This window comes from Candidatus Uabimicrobium amorphum, from assembly GCF_009002475.1.
GTDB classification, from domain to species: Bacteria; Planctomycetota; Uabimicrobiia; order Uabimicrobiales; family Uabimicrobiaceae; genus Uabimicrobium; species Uabimicrobium amorphum.
On sequence record NZ_AP019860.1, the window covers coordinates 3,070,102 to 3,092,605 of the forward strand.

Consider the following 22,504-nt stretch of genomic DNA (forward strand, 5'->3'; position numbering starts at 1 on the left):
TTTTAATACATAGAACACGAAGTCACAATAAAAATTTATTTCCAATATATAGCTCACCACAATAAAAAACGGAGCAATATTTTGCATATTACTCCGTTTTGCGCGCAATTTTGTTCTATAATATCGTTGTGATGTTTACGATTCGTTCTCTTCTTTTTGTTCTTGAACTTGAGGTTGTTTACTTACAATGACCTTACTCGGACGTAAGACCCTATCGTGGTAAACATAACCTCTGTCGAAGTCTTCTAGAACCGTCATCTCGGGATGATCTGCAGACTCTATTTGCGACACTGCTTCATGATAGTTAGGGTTAAAGGCTTTGCCTTTGGCTTCTATTTCTTTTACGTGATTATCTTGCAATGTTTTTTCTAATTCTTTCTGAACTAAACAAATACCTTCAAAGAAGTTGCTGTCTACTTCAGATTGTTTCCCCAGCTCGATAGCTCTTCCTAAATTATCCATCACATTGAGTAATTGCTTTAAAATATCCTGATTTGCATACTTTAAGAAAGTTGCCCGGTCTCGTTCTTGGCGCTTGCGATAGTTTTCATAATCCGCTTTAGTTCTTTGCAACATATCTAAGTAATTTGCAGATTCATTTGCTTTCTCAAACAAGGTCTGTAATTCCTCATCATTCATAGCATCGACCTGCTGGCGGAAGTCTACTTTTTCTTCCTTCTGCGATTCTTCAGCATTTTGCTCGTCTTCATTTTTTGTGTCGTTTTGCGCAGCGCTATCTACGTCACCATTATCTACATTATTATTTGTTTCTTCGGGCTTTTCTGAATGTTTTTCTTCCATGACTTTACCTTTTCATAAAACCAACCGTGAAGAATCTAAAAACAATTGAAGTCGTCAATATAAGAGGTCTTCCAGACGTAACCTCTGGCTAAACATCTAACGACTTAAACCACTCACTTGCTTTTTTCCAAAATGACTTTTGTTGAGGATTGCTGTTGCTTTTTGTTTCTAGATTATCAAATTCCTGTAATAAGCGTCGTTGTTCTTTGCTCAATTTCTTGGGAACCTCAACAAGAATGACGATTAACTGATCTCCCTTGCCTCGCCCACGAACATTAGGAAAACCTTTGCCATTTAACTTCAACACATCACCATTTTGCGTACCTGCCGGTATCGTCAGCTTTGTCTTGCCGTAAATAGTGGGAATTTCAATGTTGGCTCCCAATGCAGCCTGAGTAAAAGAAATAGGCAACTGCAGTATGACACTATCACTTTGTCTCTCAAAAAATGGGTGCGGTCGAATATTAATTTCGCAGTACAGGTCCCCTCTTTCACCACCTTGTTCGAGAGCTTCACCTTCTCCCGCAATGCGAATTTGCATACCGTGTTCTACACCAGCGGGAATTTTTATCTCTAGCTCGCGAGCCACAGGAACATTTCCTGATCCGCTACACGTCTTACATTTTTTAGCAATGATACTTCCTTGCCCATTGCAATATGGACAACCGGTACGTAGACTAAAGAAACCTTGTGATTGCTGAATAAATCCTCGCCCTTGACAACGATCGCACACATTTCTTTTCGTTCCAGGTGCACACCCTGAGCCACTACAAGTCTCGCAGCCTTCGCGTCTTTTTATATTAATCGATTTCTCTTGGGTTTCTGCTGGTTCGGCAAAATCCATATCGATCGTGCAGTGTAAGTGATTTCCACGGCGACGTCTTCCACGTCCTCCACCACCCATACCAAACAAATCTTCAAAGATTCCGCCGCCAAAAATATCTCCAAAGGCACTAAAAATGTCTTCGGCGTTACTAAAGCCTCCTTGTCCAGATGTCCCAGCGTGTCCAAAACGATCATAGCGACTTCGCTTTTCTGAATCCGACAAAATTTCGTAGGCTTCTGCAGCTTCTTTGAACATTTTTTCGGCCTCTGCATCACCAGGGTTTTTGTCGGGGTGGTATTTTAAGGCTAGTTTTCGGTACTTTGATTTGATTTCATCGGTAGAGGCATTTCTCTCTACTCCGAGAACTTCGTAATAATCTCTTTTTTCGCTCATAGCTACCTATTTTCATAAAATATTAAACCAAAAATTTATGGGTTTTTTAGGCAAACACGTCGACTCATAGTTTTTTATATGAACCAATGTAGAAAGCAGTGCAAAAACTGTTCGGTCTTTGCACTGCTTTGTCTTAAAATACGAGTGTATCTAAGAAACACTTCCTGAAACTTGGTCATCCTTGCCACCGCAATCGGTAATCATTGCTTCTGTTGTCAACATCATACCAGCAACACTAGCAGCGTTTTGCAAAGCAACACGCACAACTTTTGTCGGATCAATAATTCCTTCGGCTAGCATGTCAACAAATTCACCACTACGAGCGTTGAAACCAATGTTCACTTCTTTTTCTTTTACGTCAGCAACAATAACGGTTCCATCGTATCCAGCATTTGACGCGATTTTTTTAATAGGCGCACTAAGTGCGTTGCGAATGATTTGCACACCAAACTTTTCTTCTGGACATGCTTCTAAATTATCCAAAGCATGCAAAGAACGAATGTAAGCAACACCACCACCAGGAACAATTCCCTCTTCTGCGGCTGCTTTTGTCGCGTGTAGTGCATCTTCAACACGTGCTTTCTTCTCTTTCATTTCTGCTTCGGTTGCTGCCCCAACTTCGACAACAGCAACACCACCAGAAAGTTTGGCTAAACGCTCTTGTAATTTCTCACGATCGTAATCGGAAGAGGTTTTTTCGATTTGGTTTTTGATTTGAGAAATGCGGCTTGCGATATCTTCCTTGTTACCAGATCCTTCCACAACGGTGGTCGCATCCTTCGTAATGGTAATGCGCTTGGCATTCCCCAAGTCTTCTAGCTCTACATTTTCTAATTTCAACCCAAGATCTTCACTAATTACCTTACCTCCGGTAAGTACAGCGATATCTTCCAGCATCGCTTTGCGACGATCTCCAAAGCCAGGAGCTTTTACGGCGCACACATTGAGAACACCGCGAAGTTTGTTTACAATAAGCGCTGCTAATGCCTCACCTTCCACATCTTCTGCGATAATAAAAAGTGGTTTTCCACCACGCGCCGTTTTTTCGAGTACAGGTATTAGCTCTTTTACGTTGGAAATCTTCTTCTCGTATAGCAAGATATGCGCATCTTCAAGGTCTGCGCAAGTATTTTCCACGTCGGTAATGAAGTAAGGAGAGATATATCCCTTATCGAATTGCATACCTTCCACGCAACGCATGGATGTCTCAATTCCCTTTGCTTCTTCAACGGTAATCACACCGTCATTACCAACTTTTTCCATGGCGTCGGCCAATAAACTTCCAATTTCAGCGTCACTATTCGCCGAAATGGTTCCGACTTGGGCAATTTCTTCCTTGCCTTTTACTTCACGTGATAGCTTTTGGATTTCGCTGACAACAGCGTCGACCGCTTTGTCAATACCTCTTTTGATTTTAACGGCATTTACGCCTGTGCTTGCATACTTTAAGCCTTCAGAGTAAATCGCTTGTGTTAAAAGAGTTGCAGTTGTGGTTCCGTCTCCCGCAATATCAGAAGTTTTTGAGGCGACTTCGTTCACCATCTTAGCACCCATATTTTCAAATGGGTCTTCTAGTTCTATTTCCTTAGACACAGTAACACCATCTTTGGTTACCGTTGGACTACCAAAACTTTTTTGAATGACTACATTGCGTCCTGTTGGTCCCATTGTAACTGTCACTGTCTTGGCTAATTTATCTAAACCGTCTTTTAATTTCTTACGCGCATCTTCACTATAAAAAAGCTGCTTAGCTCCCATGAAAATTCTCCTTTTTTATACAAACAAAAGTCGTTGCTTTTGTCTTTAGTGAGCTTTAAACATAACTTTTACGGGAAGCCAAAGCTTCCCAGTCACCTTTACCCAAGTTTCGCTAAAATATCACCTTCTTTTAGTATTTTGTACTCAGAACCACCGTACTTTACTTCTGTTCCAGAGTATTTACCAAAAATAACGCGATCGCCTTCGCTAAGGCTACATGCAACACGCTCACCGTTTGCCAATAGCTTTCCATTTCCTACAGCAACTATTTTTCCACGTTGTGGTTTTTCTTTTGCCGTTTCAGGTAAAACGATTCCACCTTGAGTTTTTGCTTCTGCCGCTTCAATTTCTACAACTACGCGATCATCAATTGGTTGAAGAGCCATTTTTAATCTCCTATCAAAAAACTTATTCCTAAGCTAAAAATATTACATCATGTCGTCGCCATATCCGTCATCATCGTCTTTTGGAGCCTCTGCGATGAGACAACCTGTTGTCAATAACAAAGAAGCAACACTTGCCGCATTTTGTAATGCGCTACGCGTTACTTTTGCAGGATCAATGATTCCTTTTTCGTATAAATCGCCAAAAGAATCTTCGCCAGCATCGTAGCCGTAAAATCCGTCTTTTTTCAAGACTTGTTTTGCAACAACGCCGCCTTCTCCACCAGTGTTTTCAACAATTTGTTTGATAGGCATGCTAAGAGCTGCTTTGATGATACTAACACCGTAGTCTTCATCACCACTCAACTTCATATCGTCAAGTGACTTTGCTGCGCGAATCAAAGCAACACCACCACCAGGAAGTGTCCCCTCTTCGATTGCGGCTCTTGTAGCATGGATAGCATCGTCAATGCGTGCTTTGGCTTCTTTAAGCTCGACCTCTGAAGCAGCCCCAACATTAATTTGTGCAACACCACCGGCTAGTTTAGCCAATCGCTCTTGTAATTTTTCGCGGTCATAATCTGAATCGGTATTTTCGATGTCTTTTTTGATTTTTGCTACGCGCGCTTCAATCTCTTCTTTTTTACCTGCACCTTCAACAATTGTAGTATTGTCAGAGGTAATAGTAACCTTTTTCGCTGTACCAAGTTCAGAAAGGGCAACTTGCTCTAAGTCAACACCTAAGTCTTTAAAAAGTGGCTTACCAGCTGTAAGAATACCCAAGTCTTCCATCATCGCTTTACGACGATCTCCGTAACCAGGAGCTTTTACAGCACAGCACTGAACAACGCCGCGAATTTTATTCACAACGAGAGTCGCTAGGGCTTCGCCATCTACATCTTCGGCAATAATAAGTAGCGATCTTTTTGCTTGTGAAATGGCTTCTAGAAGAGGAACGATTTTTTTAATTGCAGATATTTTTTCTTCACAAATGAGAATATAAGGATTGTCAAGAACAACTTCCATTGCATCTTGATTGGTGACAAAGTGTGGAGAAATGTAGCCACGGTCAAATTGCATACCTTCCACGACTTCAACATCTGTTTCCATTCCCTTACCTTCTTCAACGGTAATAACACCGTCTTTTCCAACTTTTTTCATCGCGTCAGAAATCATGTGCCCTACTTTGGCATCATTGTTGGAAGCAATAGTTGCAATTTGTTCAATTTCTTTGTCATCTTTAACTTCTTGGGCAAGCTTTCCCAACTCTTCGACGACTGCCGCCACTGCTTTGTCAATACCTCGGCTAAGAACCAAGGGGTTTGCACCTGCAGTTACATACTTATAACCTTCGAGGAAAATAGCTTCGGCAAGAACAGTTGCCGTAGTTGTGCCGTCACCAGCAACATCTGAAGTTTTAGATGCTACTTCCTTAACCAATTGTGCACCCATGTTTTCATAGGGATCCTGCAACTCCATTTCTTCCGCAACTGTTACGCCATCTTTGGTAACATTGGGAGCTCCCCATCCCTTATCAATGACAACATTACGTCCTTTTGGACCCAGGGTAACTTTAACAGCACGCGCTAGTTTTGTTACTCCTTCGCGGATTGCAGTGCGTGCTTCTTGATCAAAGGCTAATTGTTTAGCCATAAATCCTTCTCCTTACATTACATATTAACGGCATGTCTGTAAAATTTGGTATCTTGCATAAAACAATATTGCTGTAAAGATACCCATAATTTCGTTTTTCTCTATCCTTGCAAAATGTGTACCTAAATATGCAGAAAATATATAAAGCTAGAAAGATGAGCTATTTAGGAGGGAATTTTTTTTGTGTAATATACAGAGATTTTATTTTTTTGCCAGTATGTCATAGTGGCAAACAACCGATACGACATTTTGACATTGGATTGAGGGTGTGGGAGTTGTGCATGGTAGATGCTTAAAATCGTGACCATAGTCGTAATCACGATTACGGTGACGACTACGGCTACGATTACGGTCACGGTGACGATTACGGTTGCGATTGTTTAATTGTTCAAACCATCGCCAAGTAAACCTGTATATGCTTCACCTAAGTCGATAAGCGGTTTATTCGCGGGTGTTAGAAATATTTCGCGAAATACGCGTTCATTCATATAGCCGAAACCTTTTTGCGCTTCGCCATCGCAAAACCATTGATGAATTTTGGCGTGAAATTCATATTCATTGCGCATGGTATCTTCGGCCAATGATTTTTCGAAACTGCGGATTAAGCGAGCAACAGGGCTTTCGACAAGTGCTTTCGAAGCGGTAATTTGAATAGGATTTTGCCACTCAATGACACTACGACTACCGCGATCCAATTTTGCGTCACGGTAATGCAAACGCGCTATTTGTTGCCATACATTTTGCGATGTTTTTTCCCGCAAGGTAGTAATTTTGTGTACTTGCGCCGACCTTTTGCGTACTTGAACCGATCGTATAACGGGAAGTTCTATACCGCGTTTACTTTTGGTTCTTATTGCCGCACGCACCGCCAAAGATTCGCGCGATGGTTTTAAGTTAACGTTTGCGAAAATACCGAGCGTGCGTAAATCTTTACTCCATGACTTGCGAATATTTTTTAAGCGCACTTTGTGGTATGTTTCTATGATTATTTCGCGTTTAAAGTCACTAACGTTCTGTAGTTGAGACCACAAACGCAAGCTCCCGGAAATCACTCTTTGAAAAGCATTTGCACCGTATATACCAGGAACTACATCTAGTAAATTTCCGTGATGATCCATCACATAGTGTGCCGCATTACCCGTGATCGTTCTCTTAACAACACGACCATCACCAAAATCTATAGTTACCACAGGTACGGGGCGTTCTGACTGCCAACACAGTACAAAATTACGGCGTAAATATGACGACAGCTGATTATTCGCGTACAACACGGTACGCATAAAACGTCCATTCGCTCAACAAAACTCTTCGTCTAGTCGCCCCAAAAGTCTTAAAAGCAACAACGGTTTGTTTTGTTGCGCGGCAACTTTTTTTGCCGTATCTATGTCCGTATACCAATACAAACCGGAAAATACCGCGTGTTTTTGTCCCGCCACTCGATCAATAATATCAAAAATTTGCTGTTGTTTTTGTGTTCGTAACACAAGCGGCAACTCTTGGTACTTTTGTAACAATAACTGCAAACCATCGTTTCCCATACTGCGTAATTCAAGAATAGCACTTTCATTATTTTGGAAAGCCAGAGTGCCCAGATTTCTCTCTGCGAACAACAATGAATGTAGCAAAATCATCATGATTGTTATATTGCGCATGTTTTTTCCTTTCATAGTTGTGATATTTGTTATACTCTCATCCTACCACAACTACGCCATTTACAATGTAACATGTTTGTAACAACTACTTACTATGGTTTTTGTCGTTATAGCTAAAAGAGTTGCAATCATTTTTATATTACAGTATAGTAGTAAAAAGGTCATCTTATAGTTGCTTACATATCAAAATTTATCCGTTCAAACTTTTTCGGTGGTCAGCATAAATTACTCTATGCGACGACCAAATCTATTTGAACGAAAAAATTTATTTGTATTACCCTTCTAACTCATTCTTTCGGGGAAACAGTGGAATTCGATCAAAAGACCAACAAAGTTCTCGAAACTTTGAAAAAGCATGCGAAAAAAACCCAGAAAAGACTCCAAGAGACACCCCTAAATCCCATAGCTGTTGACGGTGAACAACCCATATCTGGCTACTGTATCATCGACAAAGTGGGAAGTGGAGGAATGGGGACGGTGTTTAAAGCGCAAAATGTCGATACCGGAGAGCTTGTGGCCATCAAAATGCTCTATCCCGGACATAACAACGACCCAACCATCTTACAACAGTTTATTAACGAAGGAATGATGTTAATAAACCTAAAGCACCCGAACATTCTCAAAGGCTTAGACTTTGGAATATCGAAAGGTTTTTACTTTCTCGCCATCGAACTCGTTGAAGGAGAAAGCCTTATTTCGTTTATAGAAAAAGGCTTTTCATTTACCGAAGAACATGCCTTACGCGTCGCTTTACAAGTCGCACGTGCCCTGGTATATTTGGAAAAGAGAGACATCGTGCACCGCGACATAAAACCTGCCAACATACTGCTTTTGGGTGAAAAGGTAAAGTTATGTGATTTGGCCCTGGCCGTAGAGACAAAAAATCTCGAAGAAACAGAGTCGACCTGCGGAACCGTAGAGTATATTTCTCCAGAACAAGCCCAAGGGGAAAAAACGTTGGATAGTCGCAGTGATGTCTATTCTTTGGGAATCACTTGTATTCACATGATTTCTGGTAAACTTCCCTTTGAAGGAGATAGCGGTGAAGAAGTTATGCGCCGTCATATCTATGAGCCGATAAACCTAAACGCTTTAGGCTCTTTTTCACCGGAGGTACGCAAATTGTTATTTGGTATGACAGAAAAAAAGCAACAAGATCGCCTTACCGCTACTAAAGTAAAAGAAGAAATAAAAACGATTCTACGCAAAAGAAAATAAGGCGCTAATGCGCATAGGTACCCAGGACGTAGAGAATTCTCTGCGCCTCAATCTAGAGAGGTAACGTTTTGTCTGATAAACATCTGATGGGTCTAACCGACGCTGAAGTTATCGAAAGCAGAAAAAAACACGGTGCAAATGTACTCACCCCACCACCGAGAGATCCATGGTGGAAATTATTTTTAGAAAAATTCGAAGACCCAGTTATTCGTATTCTCATTATAGCAGCAGTTCTTTCCATCGCTATTGGCGCTATACACAACGATTACACTGAAGGCATTGCCATTGTCGTTGCTATTATTTTGGCCACAGGTATTGCGTTTTTTAACGAATACAAAGCCAATGCCGAATTTGACATACTCAACCAAGTGAACAATGAAATTCCGATAGAGGTTATCCGCAACGGCAAATTTATGTCCATTCCCATGCATGAGATTGTCGTTGATGATATCTTACTCGTAGGCACCGGACAAGAAGTTCCCGCAGACAGCGAGGTGATGAAAAGTGTCAATCTGCAAGTTTCTCAAGCCAAACTAACAGGGGAATCACATCCGATCAATAAGTGTATCCGTGAAAATAGCAAAGTGACAGAACCTTATCCTGACTACATGTTATACAAGGGAACGGTTGTTGTCGATGGGCATGCTACTTTAAGAGTAGCTTCGGTAGGGGACCACACCGAGATAGGAAAAACGGCTCGCGACGCAGCGGTATTATCGGGAAATACAACACCACTGAACAAACAACTAGCAAAACTCAGTCGCCTTATCGAAGTGGTTGCGTTCACGGTTGCCACCGCTATTTTTATTGCACTTGTTGTACAAGGAATGGGCAATGGCACTCTGGTTTTGACACAAGCGCAATGGATGTTCACCGGAATATCGATATTTGCCATCTATATTTCCCTCACCATGATGTGGGGACCTGTTCTTTTTGACGCTTTTGAAATTTTCAAAATACCCATTTCACCGCCTAAATGGTTAGAAAAGGGTGGTTTTGTTCCATGGATGACCACTATTTTCGTCGCAGGAGCGATATGGGGAATTGGAATTTACCTTTTCACGCAAAATGGCTACATCTCCACTGTGCCTCAGGAATGGATCACTGAAAAAATATTACTGGAATTTCTGCAATACTTTATGATTGCTGTAACCATTATTGTTGTTGCTGTACCAGAAGGGCTAGCACTTAGCGTGACATTATGTCTAGCGTACAGTATGCGCCGCCTCATCGCCAACAACAACCTAGTGCGAAAAATGCATGCCTGTGAGACAATCGGTGCCGCTACGGTAATTTGTTCTGATAAAACCGGTACCCTCACCCAAAACAACATGCATGTTACCGAATTTGAAATTCCCTACAAATCCGACAAAAAATTACAAAATGACGAATGGATCGTACGCTCTATCGCACTCAACAGTACAGCAAACCTTGATTTCTCTCACTCGCAAACTCATCCACAAGTTCTTGGTAATCCGACAGAGGGAGCGCTGCTTCTGTGGTTGCACAAAAACAATGTTGATTATCTACCACTGCGCAAGACGCACGAAAGCCTAAAGGAATGGGCATTCAACACCGAACGTAAGTACATGGCAACAGTGGCTAAATTAAAAGATGTCGAAAACCCTGTACTATTCGTCAAGGGTGCCCCAGAAATTGTGTTACAGAAATGTACATTGGTACAAACCAATGAAAAGCTAAAATCTGTCACCTCCATGGAAAAAGAAATCAACGAACAGCTTGTCGCTTGTCAGGACAAAGGGATGCGTACCATTGGATTTGCTTACAAAGAAATTCAGAACTATACAGACGATATTAACATCGATAAAATAGTCAACGGCATGAACTGGTTGGGATTCACCGCAATTAGTGACCCCATTCGCAGTGATGTTCCCGAAGCCATATCTTCATGTATGCAGGCGGGTGTCGATATAAAAATCGTAACCGGAGACAACGAAAAAACGGCGCGCGAAATTGCCAAACAAATAAATCTATGGCAAGATGAAGATAATGAAAAGCAGAATGTGTTAGTGAGCGGCCAAGAATTTGAAGCCTGGGATGATGACAAGGTAAAAGAAAACTCAAAAGGTATCAAAGTACTATATCGTGCACGCCCAGCAAACAAATTGCGTTTGGTAAAAAGTTTACAGGAACAAAACGAAGTTGTTGCGGTAACAGGTGATGGTGTCAATGATGCCCCAGCACTCAATCATGCAGATGTAGGTTTGGCAATGGGTAAATGCGGGACGTCGATTGCCAAAGAAGCCAGTGACATTGTCCTTTTAGATGACTCATTTACCAGCATCACCAAAGCAATTTTGTGGGGGCGCTCTTTATTTCAAAATATACAACGCTTTTTGATTTTCCAACTCACCATCAACGTTGCGGCACTTGGAATAGCACTTATTGGTCCATTTGTCGGTACACAGTTTCCACTAACAGTAATGCAAATGCTGTGGGTAAACCTGATCATGGACACGTTCGCGGCTCTCGCTCTAGCCACAGAACCACCAAACTCAAAACTGATGAAGCGATCTCCACGTCATCCCGATGATTTCATCATCAATAAAGTAATGACTTGGCTCATTCTAGGTTGGGGATTCATTTTTATATGTGTGATGTTAGGCTTTATGCTATTCTACTTAAAAGGTGTGGGAACCCAGGGAATTCCATGGGAAGATCAACCATTTGAGTACAAGTATCGCCTGACCATATTTTTCAACACCTTCATCTTTTTACAACTGTGGAATATGCTCAATGCCAAAGCGTTTGGTACGGGAAAAAGTGTTTTTAGCACCTTGTTCAAAAACAAAGCCTTCTTGGCAGTGACAACAATTATTGTCGTTGGTCAGCTGCTTATGGTTCAATTTGGAGGCACATTATTCCGCACGATTCCTCTAGCAGCCAATGACTGGCTAAAAATTATTGGCTATACATCTGCGGTACTGTGGATTGGTGAGATATTGCGTCTCATGTTTGGGCACAAATACTAATAAATTCTGTGAAATGGTAGTTGTAACATCGCAACTGCCATTTCACTATTTTGAACCTTATTTTGACTATCGCAAATAATAAATGCCCCGCCCACCATCAAGGACTAAAGCGAAAGCCACCATGGAAAAAGCGGTGTACACCATGTAAATGTCAATGTTTATTCCCGTTAACATCAACACAATAGCCCCAACAACAAAAATAAGCGTCACGGGGTGGCGGTATGGGGAAGTTTTCTCTAATAAATGCTCCACAATTAACTTGCCACAGAACATCGTATTACATGCTAAAATTAGAGTAGCAGCAAAAATATCAGGAATGTAATTGTAGTGATTTGCAGCAGCGATTGTCGTCATTGCTGCAACGAGAAGTATACATTCACCAAGATGCTTCTTCACACGCCATATACAAGCCAAAGCGGTGTAAAAGCTAACGGTAATTGCAAAAACAACTGCAATGGTAACAAAATGATTCAATGTACCGTTGTATTGCAACCAAGACGGTCTTTGAAATACAAACACCGCTAAGTACACACCCATAACTGTCAGTAAACCTTCATTTGTTCCAAGGCGTCCGCTGTGGAATACCCCTGTATAGTGATGTTCCCAGATAGTACAGAAAAAAGCAATACCAATAGAAATGCAATACACGATAAGGATAGAACCATGTAATCCTAAAACGATCGCCATGGCCATGTTGACAACAATACAGCTAAAGGAGTCCAACCAATGGTCGAGAAACTCTCCTAAGCGTGAAGATTGCCCTGTCGCTCGTGCGTGCATTCCGTCGACATTGTCACATGCGGTATAGGCAAACAGAAATAGTACCGCTGCCAAGAACCCAATATCATATCCATAAAATGTCAACCACACACTTATCCCACTGAGTATCATGCAAAAAAAACCAAAAATAGTTATCGTATTTGGTTTGAGCTTCGCTGGTAAGCATTGTACAATAGGTTTCCACACAAACCGCGTAAGAAAAACCTGCGTTAGAGATTTTTCATCTACAGTATATTTGTATTCTTCCATAACAAATCCAAATGTAGGAAATAAGTATAAAAATAATCTAAATTCTAGTACAGCACTCTCTAAAATTGTACGGCCAGCCAGCATAACATATTCATAGAAGAGAAAAAACATGAAAATAATCAAAAAAATAAATCAAAACGTCACCACGCGCTTAGAAAATTCCTCGGTATTTGTTTTCTGCGCGTATGCTATTATTGCCGCGTTTATGACGTATTTTTGTATGTATGGTTTCCGCAAACCATACACCGCCGCAAAATTTACCGATTTAAGTATCTGGGGAATCGATTTTAAGATTGCTCTGATCATTAGCCAACTCATTGGATACGCGTTGTCTAAATGCCTCGGTGTCAAAATTGTATCCGAGATGAAGGCAAACTACCGTGCTTGGGGACTTGTCCTCATGATCACTTGGGCAGAAGCGGCCTTATTTTTATTTGCGGTTGTAGACAATCCTACCATCCGCGTTGTGGCATTATTTTTAAATGGTATTCCTTTGGGGATGGTGTGGGGACTGGTCTTTAGTTATCTAGAAGGTCGTCAAACTTCAGAGCTTTTAGGAGCGGGGCTTAGTTGCTCGTATATTATCGCAAGCGGTGCTGTGAAAACTGTAGGAGCCTTATGGCTAGAAAATGGCGTTTCACAATATTGGATGCCTTTTGTAACCGGTTTGTGCTTTTTTCCTGTTTTTATTCTCTCTCTATGGGCCCTCAGTCTAATGCCAGCTCCAAGTGCAGAAGATGAAAGGCAAAGAACCAAACGCGCTCCGATGAATAGTAAAGAGCGTAGAGAATTCATCAAAATGTTTTTTCCTGGCCTGTTGTTTTTAACTATTTTGTATTTCTTTTTGACAGCCTATCGTGGTGTACGCGATGATTTCGCCGCAGAAATTTGGTCTGGTTTAGGATACGGAGCAGAACCGCTTATTTTTACCCAAGCAGAACTCCCCATTCCATTTGTCGTTATGATTTTTCTTGCCCTTTTGTATTTGGTGAAGAATAATCGAATAGGGCTATTTGTGACTCATTATATCATGCTTGCTGGTACTCTACTCATCGGAATCAGTACTTTACTTTATGATTTCCAAGTAATCAATGGAGCGGTGTGGATGATTCTAGTTGGCCTGGGGCTATATCTTGCGTATGTACCTTATGGCTGTGTTCTTTTTGACCGTTTGATCGCGGCATTTGGCGTAACAGCAACTGCCGTTTTTATGATTTATGTTACCGATGCTGTGGGCTACATAGGAACAATCGCCATTAACCTGTATAAAAACTTTTCATATAACGAAATGTCCATGCTATCGTTTTTCCGATACTTTTCGTACATAACATCCGTATTGTGTAGTGCGTGTTTTATTGCAAGTTTAGTGTACTTCATGTATTTTGCTAAGGACCGACACAAAAAGGAATAATCGATGAAAAACTTAACTTATAGTGAATGTCGAAATTTTATCAAGGGTATTACCCAGGTTGCGGTATACGAAAATAAGAATGCTATAAATTTACCCGAACTCATTGATAAATATGGTTTACAAAGTAAAATTTTAATCATCAGTGGCGACAACAAACAAGCTGTTTTATTTCCTTTTGGAAATAAATACTGGGTCATTTATTTTTACAAAAATAAATTTTACAAAGAAAAGCATGTTACCTCACCACTGCGTTATCAATCAAAAAATTATAGCGTTTCTTGCTATCAAGTATCACTGAACGAATTGATTATATGGTTCGATAGTCACCGTTATATGCAAGAGCAAATCAACCTCAGTCGTGAAGACTCCGAGATTTTGTCGCGACATAATATCAAAGTAGAAAAGAAAAAAACCACGCGCAAATTTCTCTTCGATGCTTACGCGAAAACGATCACCGGTAAGGAACAGGTGCTACCCGACGTAAAAAAAGTAGTGGACAAATACTCGAAACCCATCGAACCATTATTGATGGTTTTCGAGCAAGAAAGCAAAAAAGACGACATTGAAATTAACGAACACGACAGCGCCGTATTTACACGTTATGGTTTCCATGTGGATTGTGGTAAGACCAAATACAAAACACTTTGCGACCAAGTACGTAAATGCAGTACAGATGGTAAACTAGGAGTAACCGTTTCTCCCGAAGACCTTGCGGTATTTCGCAAGTACGGCATTACATTTGCTCCTTCAGGAGAGGCCAAAGGCAAAATTCGCCTACCAGTAACCCCTTCGATGTTGTTCAAACGTTTCGTAATTTCTGTCATTTTTCTCGCCATCCTCGGCGGAGTGACTTGGCATTTTTATGGCCCGGCCATACGTTATTACTTTGGCCAACAAACATACAAAATACGCGCAAACTTAGATGCAGCCAATGCAAAACAAGAACTAAAAGATATCAGTGAAGCTACATCGCAAGCACAAGATTTGTATAAACTGATCGTCAAAGAGTATCCCGCAACACTAGGCTACATAGATCCTCACCCACGACTTAAGCCTCTGATTCTCGAAACAAAAAATTATGTCAAGACCTTTGAGAAAATGGTAACCGCTAGTGCAGAGCTTCTCGTCAAAGAAGAGTACGAAAAAGTTTTAAAAAGCCTACAACCACATCAAGACGAACACGATAAATATCAAGTACGCCTTGACATCATTCGCCGCGTTGTTTCGAAATTAAAAACAACGCGTTATATCAATCGCGCTTTGAAAAATGAATGGCTACAAGAAGAAAATATCAATACGGCACTCCGTAAGTTGCGCAATTATGTTTTTAGCGCACAAGAACTCATCGATAGCATCGAAGAAGAGCAAATGCTCATCGCCACAAAGTACCAAGAATTCCAAAACACTATCCCTAAGGACCCTAATGTCGCGGTCAAGATGAACATATACAGAAGTCAAGTGGAAAAGTTAGAGGACACTATACGCAAAGCGGAAAAGCTATTCCTCCAAGAAAACGATCGTGAGGCCGCAGAAAAAATACTAAGCGGAAGTGAAAAGTCTTCACAAAGCGCTGAGGAAATTTTACAGCCTTACGAAAAATTTCAATCAGATATTATCAAGGGTCTTACATATATATATGAAGACATAAACCAAAAGATTGAAGCGCTAGAAACATTGCGCCAGAAAAAAAGCAGTAAAGGTGAAGTGTTAAAAATGATTGCGCAGAAATCGCAAGAATACAGTGATCTACAAGATAAGACACCGCAGGTAGAAAGTCTGCTACGACAGGTGACAAGTATTCCAAAAAACCTAGGAATTGCTGCTCCTCCCAAACAAATAGCTGCGAGTATTGGTGAGGCCAAAAACTATGCGCAAAATTTACGAAGTTTAATTGCCGCGGCCAATGAAGACTTGGCCAACAACAAAACCGCGGACGCAAAAGAAAAGCTGGAAAAAAGCGCGAGCAAATACGAAAAAATCATGGAAAAACTCACTGCCGCATCCGACATTATGAGAGAAATAAAACAAACGGCAAAAGCTTTACAAATAGAAAATAGTAAACGCGCGAAGGAATATTCCAAACGCATCGTTTACATGCGCAAGCAGCAAAGTACTTTGCAAAACATGTTGCTGACGTTCAAAAAGAACATCGACAATTTCAACAAAGTACTTCCACCAAGCCATGCATTCCGTAAAGAGTTACAGCGTTACATGAACAAATATACTTCTTTCGAGCGCTTGGCAAAAACCATTGATAGAGAACTGACAGTCGCCGATAATTACTTTGAAAATAAAAAAATTAACGAAGCACTTACTCACTTAAAAGAAAAAAATGCTCTGACAAAGCAAGCGCAAAACAGTATTGGAGAAATGACACAATCTTTTAGCGAAATAAAACGCTTCATCACTGTGGTAGAACAACAAAAGCGACAATTCCAGGTTGCCAAACGCGTTCTACACATTGAAAAGAAGTTAGAAACCTATACGAGTCGACTGCAAAACATATTGCTACCACTAGAGAAAAAGGCGTCGCAGTTGCGTAAAGAATTTCCAACAAGTAAAGGTTATCAGGACATCAATAGTGCATCGCAACAAACATTGAAATTGGCACGTCGCATATATAGTTTTTATCGCAAAAAATTAACAGAAAGCCAAACATTTACCAACAAGAAGATGTACGAAAAAGCCCTTAATGTATTGGCTAAATACGAAGGGAAACGTCTAAGTCCTGCCAATTTTGTCCAAGATCTCAAGAACTTGCAAAGTGATCTGAATAACAAACTTGGCCAAGCAAAGTTACAAAAACAGAGCAATAGAAAAACCAACGAAGCACAAGTTTTGATCGATGAATTAACCGTAAGACGTGCCAAGTTACAACAAATCATTCCAACACTGAAAAGTGACTTGGCGACTCTGCGCAACCTCTATCCAAATGTTCTAAAAGAAACCGTAGGATTTAGCGGAGCAGAAAAGTATCTACAGTTTGCACAACAAGAAATCGAAGAGATCAACGAACTGCTACAAGAATCGCAACTGTTTATGGTACAAAAGAAATATAGCGCCGTAGTCACACTCTTAAAACCTTACACAAAAGGCGGAGAGATTATTTCGGTGTTGTCGACATTAGAAACTTTGCAAAAGAATTCACGCAGTCTCATCGCGAAAATGCAAAACCCACAGCAAAAGCAACAAGTGCAAAAGAAATTGTTGGCACAGCAACAAAAAGAACGTCGACTCAAAGACCTACAGCGTTCCCCTGGGGATTGGTATGACAACGTGACACAGGTTTTCAACCAATACGAAAAGCTTTCTTCGCAAATTGTCGGTTCTCTAAAAGGACGCGGAAGTCGCTTTGTGCATTCGACAATACAAAAACGCATGCGCACCATCCGCGAATACCCGCAACAAATCGCGGAAATCGACTATAGCCTAGAATTTATCAAACAAAAAGGCAAAAATATTGCCAACGAAATTTCACTAGGTAAAAAGAAAGATTTGGCGAAATACCTACAGACAAAAAATATCGATATAAATGTAGACAGTGAAATTTTTCAACTACAGTCTGCGGTAAGTAATTTACGCGGTGAATTGCGTTTAGGAGGATGGATAGAAGAGGAAACTCTGCGCCAGTATTTGCGAGCACTTGATGCCATCAAGCGCGCATTTGAACAACAATATCGCGAGGTTTCAAGCCCTGTGATTAGCCTACAAGCGCAAATACCCCACTAAATATAACAACAAAAAATTGGTTTGTCATCTCCCGCGCTGACAGCACAAGAGGTGACAAACCGACTTCTATATAACAATTACGATCCGTGATCAAAACTCAAATCTAGCTCGCAAGTATACTCCAACTCTTTTGCTGATAGACGACAATACATCTCGTACCAACCATCGAATTTGTGTGATTTTAGCAAATAAAGATGCGAAATAAACTCGCGTAGTGTCGGAGACTTCATTTGCGTTCTAGTGGTAAACGGCAACACCAAAAGACAATGATCTGAACCGCGGTGATCACTATTCGCTCCCATATCATTTCTCATGGTGACAATACTGTCTATGACCACTTGATCTTCTTTGTCGGGAAGACTTTCCAAATACTCAAGAATCGCTTCTTCGTTTTCTAATTCGTACTCGTCGATTTCACAATCGACACCTTCCCAGTCCCAGCAAAACTGTATATCAGAAAAGTCAGCTTCTACACGATCGATGACATCCATCGCACATTCTGCATTTTCGTAGTACTCTGCAAAAGAATGATCTGAATTGCAACAATATTTCTTTTCGACGCCTTTTTCACTAGCGCTTCCCCAAATATTAGGCAATTCGTTATACATTGTACCGTCATATTCCGCTCCGCGAAACATTGTTGAACGAAAAATTGCTTTTACAAGTATATTGAATGCTTCATTGGTGTCTAAACCAAACTCTTTCATTTCTTCTATAATTGAATTTTTCATACAAACCTTTCTATACAATATATTTTTTGTTTTTCGTACAGTTAACTATAAAACAAAAATTTGTGTCTTGCCTACAAAGCCGTGAACCTTTGAAAAATATGAATCGAAAGAAACATACATATTCTGAGCTTTAAATTTACTGGTATAAAAACCGGAGGCTTGTGGCAAACTTCATATTATTAAAGAAAGGAACGTATCAAAGTTTTTTTACACCTCGGCCTAACGCTCAAAAATCTTATCCCAAGCGTTCAATTTGCAAAAGAGTTGCTCCCCTACTTCTATTTTTTGTTGCTGAGGGATAAAAACAGTTATTTTTTTGCCATTTTCTAACTCAAGCGTAAGTTCCTGTTGCGCTCCATAAAAAACTGTCTTGACTATGGTAACAGGAATGGTATCGCTATTCTCTGTCGTAATTTCTACATTTTCGGGACGGATCAGTACCGTACAATTCTCTGTCGTAGGTAGTGTTTCGATCATTCCAAGAGGTGTATTGTAGCCATTACAACTTTTTTTGCCTTCTACAAAGTTGACCTCACCAAAAAAGTGCGCCACGTATTCGTTATGTGGCGTAGTGTAAATTTTTTGTGGCGTGTCAATCTGTTGTGTGACTCCATCCTTGATGACCACAACCTTGTCAGCGATGACAAAAGCGTCCTCTTTGTCGTGAGTAACCAAAATCGCTGTGGTCTGTGTTTGTTGGATAATGCGCTTTATTTGTTCGCGCATATATTTTTTCAACATGACATCTAGTTTACTTAGCGGCTCGTCTAAAAGTAAGAGCTTGGGCTTTATTGCCAATGAGCGTGCCAACGAAATTCGTTGCAATTGTCCGCTGGAAAGCTGATGTGGTTTGTGTTTGCGAAATTCAAGCAACCCAACTAGGTTTAACATATCTTCTACGATTTTTCTTTTTTGTCGTCTGTTATGGTGTTGCAATGCAAACGCGATATTTTTTTCTGCACTCAAATGAGGAAACAATGCGTGATAGGGAAATACCATTGCCACTTGACGCTGTTCTGGTTCAACAAAGATTTCATTACTGTATACGGTTTTACCATATAAATGAATTTGTCCTGCACTTGGTTTTTCAAACCCAGCAATCATTTTTAAAATCGTCGATTTGCCTGAACCACTTTCGCCTATCAGCGCCACGACTTCTCCTGGAGCAACTTGGAGTGAGAAATCAACGACCACCGGTTTCCCCTGGTATTTTTTATAAATATTTTCAATATGTAAAGCGATCATGACTGTTTATTATTCAATCTATTGAGGCCCATTTTACCACACAACAAAAACACACTACTGATAAAAATAATCGTTAGCGCAGAACACGATGAATGCGGAATGGCCTCTTCGGAAATGGCTCTGCTGTAAGCATCTGTTGCGAGTGTTTCGTAAGTTGGTCCCACTAAGAAAGTTAAATTGAATTCCTTTAAAATATCGACAAAAATAAGAACCAGTGCACTAAACAAATATGCTTTCATCATTTGCAAATGAACAACTAATGTACGCAGTGGTTTGCTTCCTAAAGAAAAGCATGTCTGGGTTACACTGTGTCCCACATTTACGAAGCCAGAGTTAACAGGTTCAAATGCCACGGCCAAAAAGCGTACCGCATAAGCGAATACTAAAGCCGCTGTACTATTACTCAAAAACCAGCCACTCCATTCTCCGATACTATCATCAAACCACTTACACATAGTCATTGCGCTAATCGCCACCACGGCTGCGGGAAGAGTATAACCGCTTTTGCTGACAAACGCGACTCCTTGCGCTAGGTAAGTGTGGCGAATTTTGACGGTATATGTGATAAGCACCGCAATCGTTAACGTAATAAAAGCCGTACCCAACGCCAAGCATACGCTTGTCTTCACCAAAGACAAAAAAGCGGAATTCACCACTTCACCCGCTGTTTGGTACGCCCAGTATATCAACTGCGATACTGGTAAAACAAAGGTAAAAAACAACATCAACGAACACAAAGACACGATGATCGTATTTGCCAAAAACGACGGTCTTCCGAATCGACGATTTTCCCCAACATTTACGTCATGATCGTGGAGCCTGTTGCGTACAACAAACCAACGTAAAATCCACAATGAAAACGCGGGACAAAGTAATATCGCAGATAGGCGCATCGCTGCCTGACTGTCTTCTAAAGAGTACCATGCCTTAAATATACCAACAGTAAATGTAGGACATGTACAATAGCTAACAGTGCCATAGTCACTCATCACTTCCATCACAACGAGCAGCAAACCAGCACTAATTGCCGGAAAAGCCAGCGGTATAGCTGTTTTGATGAAAATAGAAAAGTGAGAATGGCAGAACAAGCGACATGCACTGAGTACCAGAGCGGACTGCTGCTTGAAAGCATTTTTTGCCATCAAGTACACATAGGGATACAGAGAGAAAGAGAAACAGATAATAGCACCACTCAGCGATTTGAATTCAAACAATAAAAAACTTTCGCGACCAAAAATTTTTCGCATAAGTCCTGTACTACTAAACATATCAGCGTAGGTATATGACATAATGTAGACAGGAACCGCTAAAGGTAAAACGAACGCCCACTCAAAAAATTTGTGTCCGGGAAAACGGTATACGCTCACTAGCCATGCTGGAACAACTCCCAACACAAACGTAAAAAAAGCTGTACCCACAACCAACAATAACGTATTGCGAATATATTCATTTAACCATGTTTTCTTTATGTGGAGCCAAGCATCACTTGGCTCTAAAAAAACATGGCTAATGATAAAAAAAATCGGTGCTGCAATGAGTAAAGATACAGCTAAGCTTGAAATTGTCCAAGAGTTAAAGTATCTCTTGCTGTACCAACTATGAAAAAGTATATTTCTTATTTTGTGGAACAAATCACTTCCATCCCACAACATCGAAAACTTTCACCGCCTCTTTGTTATTGGCACCTAGTTCTGCCAGATTCACTTTATCCTCCTTGAATTCCCCCCAAGAGGCAACAAGCTCAGAAGGTTTGACTTCAGGATGAATCGGATACTCATAGTTGACTTGAGCAAAAGTTTTTTGTGCTTCTTTCCCCGTGAGAAATTCGATCAGTTTCATGGCATTTTCTTTATTTTTTGTGTGCTTTGTAACGCCCGCACCACTAATATTTACGTGTGTTCCACGATCGTTTTGGTTAGGGAAAAATATCTTGACTGCTTTGCCTGCACTCACTTCGTCTGCATTGTCCGAATTGAGTAATTTCCCCAAATAATAGGTATTCACGACGGCAAGATCGGCCTTTCCTGCGGCCACCGCTTTGACTTGGTCACGGTCATTCCCCGTTGGTTTCCTAGCCATATTGTTTACCACACTTTTCGCCCACGATTGCGCTTTTTCTTTACCATTGGCAACAATAACAGACGCAAGTAAGGACTGATTGTAAACGTTACTACTAGAACGAATCGCAATTTTGCCTTTCCACTTTTCGGAAGCCAAATCTTCATACGTCGAAAGTTCTTCAGGTTTGACACGATCCTTGTGATGTACGATAACACGCGCACGCTTTGTCAACGCGTACCAATAACCATCTTTGTGGCGTAAATGTTCCGGAACGTTCTTAGTTAAGGTTTCCGAAGAAACTGCCTGCAAAACGCCTTTTTGTTGTGCAAAATGTAGTCGGCCAACGTCAACCGTAATTAGAATATCGGCTTCGGTCTTTTCGCCTTCGATCTCAATTTTTTTGATAAGTTCATTGGCCTTGCCCTTACGTACAATGACCTCAATACCTGTTTCTTTTGTAAATTGTTTGTAAAGTTCTTTATCACTAGGATAATGGCGATGAGTGTAAATGGTAACCGTTTCTTTATCTTGTTGTGTTTGCGAATTCTGGTCGCAGGCCGCCAGTAGAAAAATCAAAGTAACAATAGCTAAAATTCTCATGGTGTCTCCTGTTAGGTAGTT

General features: G+C 40.7%; 16 protein-coding genes. 4 read left to right on the top strand and 12 right to left on the bottom strand.

Going from position 1 to position 22,504, the window contains the following annotated elements:
* Positions 1–135 precede the first annotated feature (135 nt).
* From UABAM_RS10920 to UABAM_RS10950, 7 genes are all read right to left on the bottom strand, one after another.
* Positions 136–801, bottom strand: coding sequence for a nucleotide exchange factor GrpE (locus UABAM_RS10920; RefSeq protein ID WP_151968038.1), 666 nt, complete (start codon positions 799–801; stop codon positions 136–138).
* An 88-nt stretch (positions 802–889) separates the two neighbouring features.
* Positions 890–2,020, bottom strand: a complete 1,131-nt coding sequence (gene dnaJ / locus UABAM_RS10925; RefSeq protein WP_151968039.1) for a molecular chaperone DnaJ — start codon at positions 2,018–2,020, stop codon at positions 890–892.
* Between the two features lie 150 nt (positions 2,021–2,170).
* On the bottom strand, positions 2,171–3,778 hold the full coding sequence (groL, locus tag UABAM_RS10930; RefSeq protein ID WP_151968040.1) for a chaperonin GroEL: 1,608 nt from the start codon (positions 3,776–3,778) through the stop codon (positions 2,171–2,173).
* A 98-nt stretch (positions 3,779–3,876) separates the two neighbouring features.
* A complete protein-coding gene (gene groES, locus UABAM_RS10935) occupies positions 3,877–4,164 on the bottom strand; it encodes a co-chaperone GroES (protein ID WP_151968041.1) in 288 nt (95 codons plus the stop codon).
* Between the two features lie 42 nt (positions 4,165–4,206).
* A complete protein-coding gene (groL, locus tag UABAM_RS10940; RefSeq protein WP_151968042.1) occupies positions 4,207–5,814 on the bottom strand; it encodes a chaperonin GroEL in 1,608 nt (535 codons plus the stop codon).
* A gap of 380 nt (positions 5,815–6,194) precedes the next feature.
* Positions 6,195–7,094, bottom strand: a complete 900-nt coding sequence (locus UABAM_RS10945; protein ID WP_151968043.1) for a hypothetical protein — start codon at positions 7,092–7,094, stop codon at positions 6,195–6,197.
* Positions 7,095–7,109: 15 nt separating this feature from the next.
* The gene (locus UABAM_RS10950) at positions 7,110–7,466 is read right to left on the bottom strand and encodes a hypothetical protein (RefSeq protein WP_151968044.1); all 357 of its coding nucleotides are present in this window, start codon (positions 7,464–7,466) and stop codon (positions 7,110–7,112) included.
* Positions 7,467–7,772: 306 nt separating this feature from the next.
* On the opposite strand from UABAM_RS10950, the gene UABAM_RS10955 reads away from it, so the two are divergent.
* Positions 7,773–8,684, top strand: a complete 912-nt coding sequence (locus UABAM_RS10955; protein ID WP_151968045.1) for a serine/threonine protein kinase — start codon at positions 7,773–7,775, stop codon at positions 8,682–8,684.
* 68 nt (positions 8,685–8,752) lie between these two features.
* A complete protein-coding gene (locus UABAM_RS10960) occupies positions 8,753–11,677 on the top strand; it encodes a calcium-translocating P-type ATPase, PMCA-type (RefSeq protein ID WP_315854379.1) in 2,925 nt (974 codons plus the stop codon).
* Between the two features lie 66 nt (positions 11,678–11,743).
* Here UABAM_RS10960 and UABAM_RS10965 read toward each other — a convergent pair whose 3' ends face one another.
* Complete coding sequence (locus UABAM_RS10965) at positions 11,744–12,706, bottom strand: CDP-alcohol phosphatidyltransferase family protein (protein ID WP_173013245.1); 963 nt, start codon at positions 12,704–12,706, stop codon at positions 11,744–11,746.
* 109 nt (positions 12,707–12,815) lie between these two features.
* On the opposite strand from UABAM_RS10965, the gene UABAM_RS10970 reads away from it, so the two are divergent.
* Entirely contained in the window at positions 12,816–14,117 is a 1,302-nt protein-coding gene (locus UABAM_RS10970) for a DUF5690 family protein (RefSeq protein WP_151968047.1), read from the top strand.
* Positions 14,118–14,120: 3 nt separating this feature from the next.
* Positions 14,121–17,846, top strand: a complete 3,726-nt coding sequence (locus UABAM_RS10975) for a hypothetical protein (protein WP_151968048.1) — start codon at positions 14,121–14,123, stop codon at positions 17,844–17,846.
* Positions 17,847–17,923: 77 nt separating this feature from the next.
* Here the strand turns inward: UABAM_RS10975 and UABAM_RS10980 are convergent, their stop codons facing one another.
* The 4 genes from UABAM_RS10980 to UABAM_RS10995 form a co-directional block, all read right to left on the bottom strand.
* On the bottom strand, positions 17,924–18,577 hold the full coding sequence (locus tag UABAM_RS10980; protein ID WP_151968049.1) for a hypothetical protein: 654 nt from the start codon (positions 18,575–18,577) through the stop codon (positions 17,924–17,926).
* A gap of 219 nt (positions 18,578–18,796) precedes the next feature.
* Positions 18,797–19,822, bottom strand: coding sequence for an ABC transporter ATP-binding protein (locus UABAM_RS10985; RefSeq protein ID WP_151968050.1), 1,026 nt, complete (start codon positions 19,820–19,822; stop codon positions 18,797–18,799).
* Positions 19,819–21,474, bottom strand: a complete 1,656-nt coding sequence (locus UABAM_RS10990) for an ABC transporter permease (RefSeq protein ID WP_151968051.1) — start codon at positions 21,472–21,474, stop codon at positions 19,819–19,821. Before UABAM_RS10990 ends, UABAM_RS10985 begins: the two co-directional genes overlap by 4 nt.
* Positions 21,455–22,483 (bottom strand): Fe(3+) ABC transporter substrate-binding protein, encoded by a 1,029-nt coding sequence (locus UABAM_RS10995; RefSeq protein WP_151968052.1) that lies wholly within the window; start codon positions 22,481–22,483, stop codon positions 21,455–21,457. The genes UABAM_RS10990 and UABAM_RS10995 overlap by 20 nt, the downstream gene beginning before the upstream one ends.
* Between the last annotated feature and the right edge of the window lie 21 nt (positions 22,484–22,504).

Coding starts and splice junctions, on each gene's coding strand:
- UABAM_RS10920 (WP_151968038.1), bottom strand. CDS start 801: ATGGAAGAAAAACATTCAGAAAAGCCCGAAGAAACAAATAATAATGTA.
- dnaJ (WP_151968039.1), bottom strand. CDS start 2,020: ATGAGCGAAAAAAGAGATTATTACGAAGTTCTCGGAGTAGAGAGAAAT.
- groL (WP_151968040.1), bottom strand. CDS start 3,778: ATGGGAGCTAAGCAGCTTTTTTATAGTGAAGATGCGCGTAAGAAATTA.
- groES (WP_151968041.1), bottom strand. CDS start 4,164: ATGGCTCTTCAACCAATTGATGATCGCGTAGTTGTAGAAATTGAAGCG.
- groL (WP_151968042.1), bottom strand. CDS start 5,814: ATGGCTAAACAATTAGCCTTTGATCAAGAAGCACGCACTGCAATCCGC.
- UABAM_RS10945 (WP_151968043.1), bottom strand. CDS start 7,094: ATGCGTACCGTGTTGTACGCGAATAATCAGCTGTCGTCATATTTACGC.
- UABAM_RS10950 (WP_151968044.1), bottom strand. CDS start 7,466: ATGCGCAATATAACAATCATGATGATTTTGCTACATTCATTGTTGTTC.
- UABAM_RS10965 (WP_173013245.1), bottom strand. CDS start 12,706: ATGGAAGAATACAAATATACTGTAGATGAAAAATCTCTAACGCAGGTT.
- UABAM_RS10970 (WP_151968047.1), top strand. CDS start 12,816: ATGAAAATAATCAAAAAAATAAATCAAAACGTCACCACGCGCTTAGAA.
- UABAM_RS10975 (WP_151968048.1), top strand. CDS start 14,121: ATGAAAAACTTAACTTATAGTGAATGTCGAAATTTTATCAAGGGTATT.
- UABAM_RS10980 (WP_151968049.1), bottom strand. CDS start 18,577: ATGAAAAATTCAATTATAGAAGAAATGAAAGAGTTTGGTTTAGACACC.
- UABAM_RS10985 (WP_151968050.1), bottom strand. CDS start 19,822: ATGATCGCTTTACATATTGAAAATATTTATAAAAAATACCAGGGGAAA.
- UABAM_RS10990 (WP_151968051.1), bottom strand. CDS start 21,474: ATGTTGTGGGATGGAAGTGATTTGTTCCACAAAATAAGAAATATACTT.
- UABAM_RS10995 (WP_151968052.1), bottom strand. CDS start 22,483: ATGAGAATTTTAGCTATTGTTACTTTGATTTTTCTACTGGCGGCCTGC.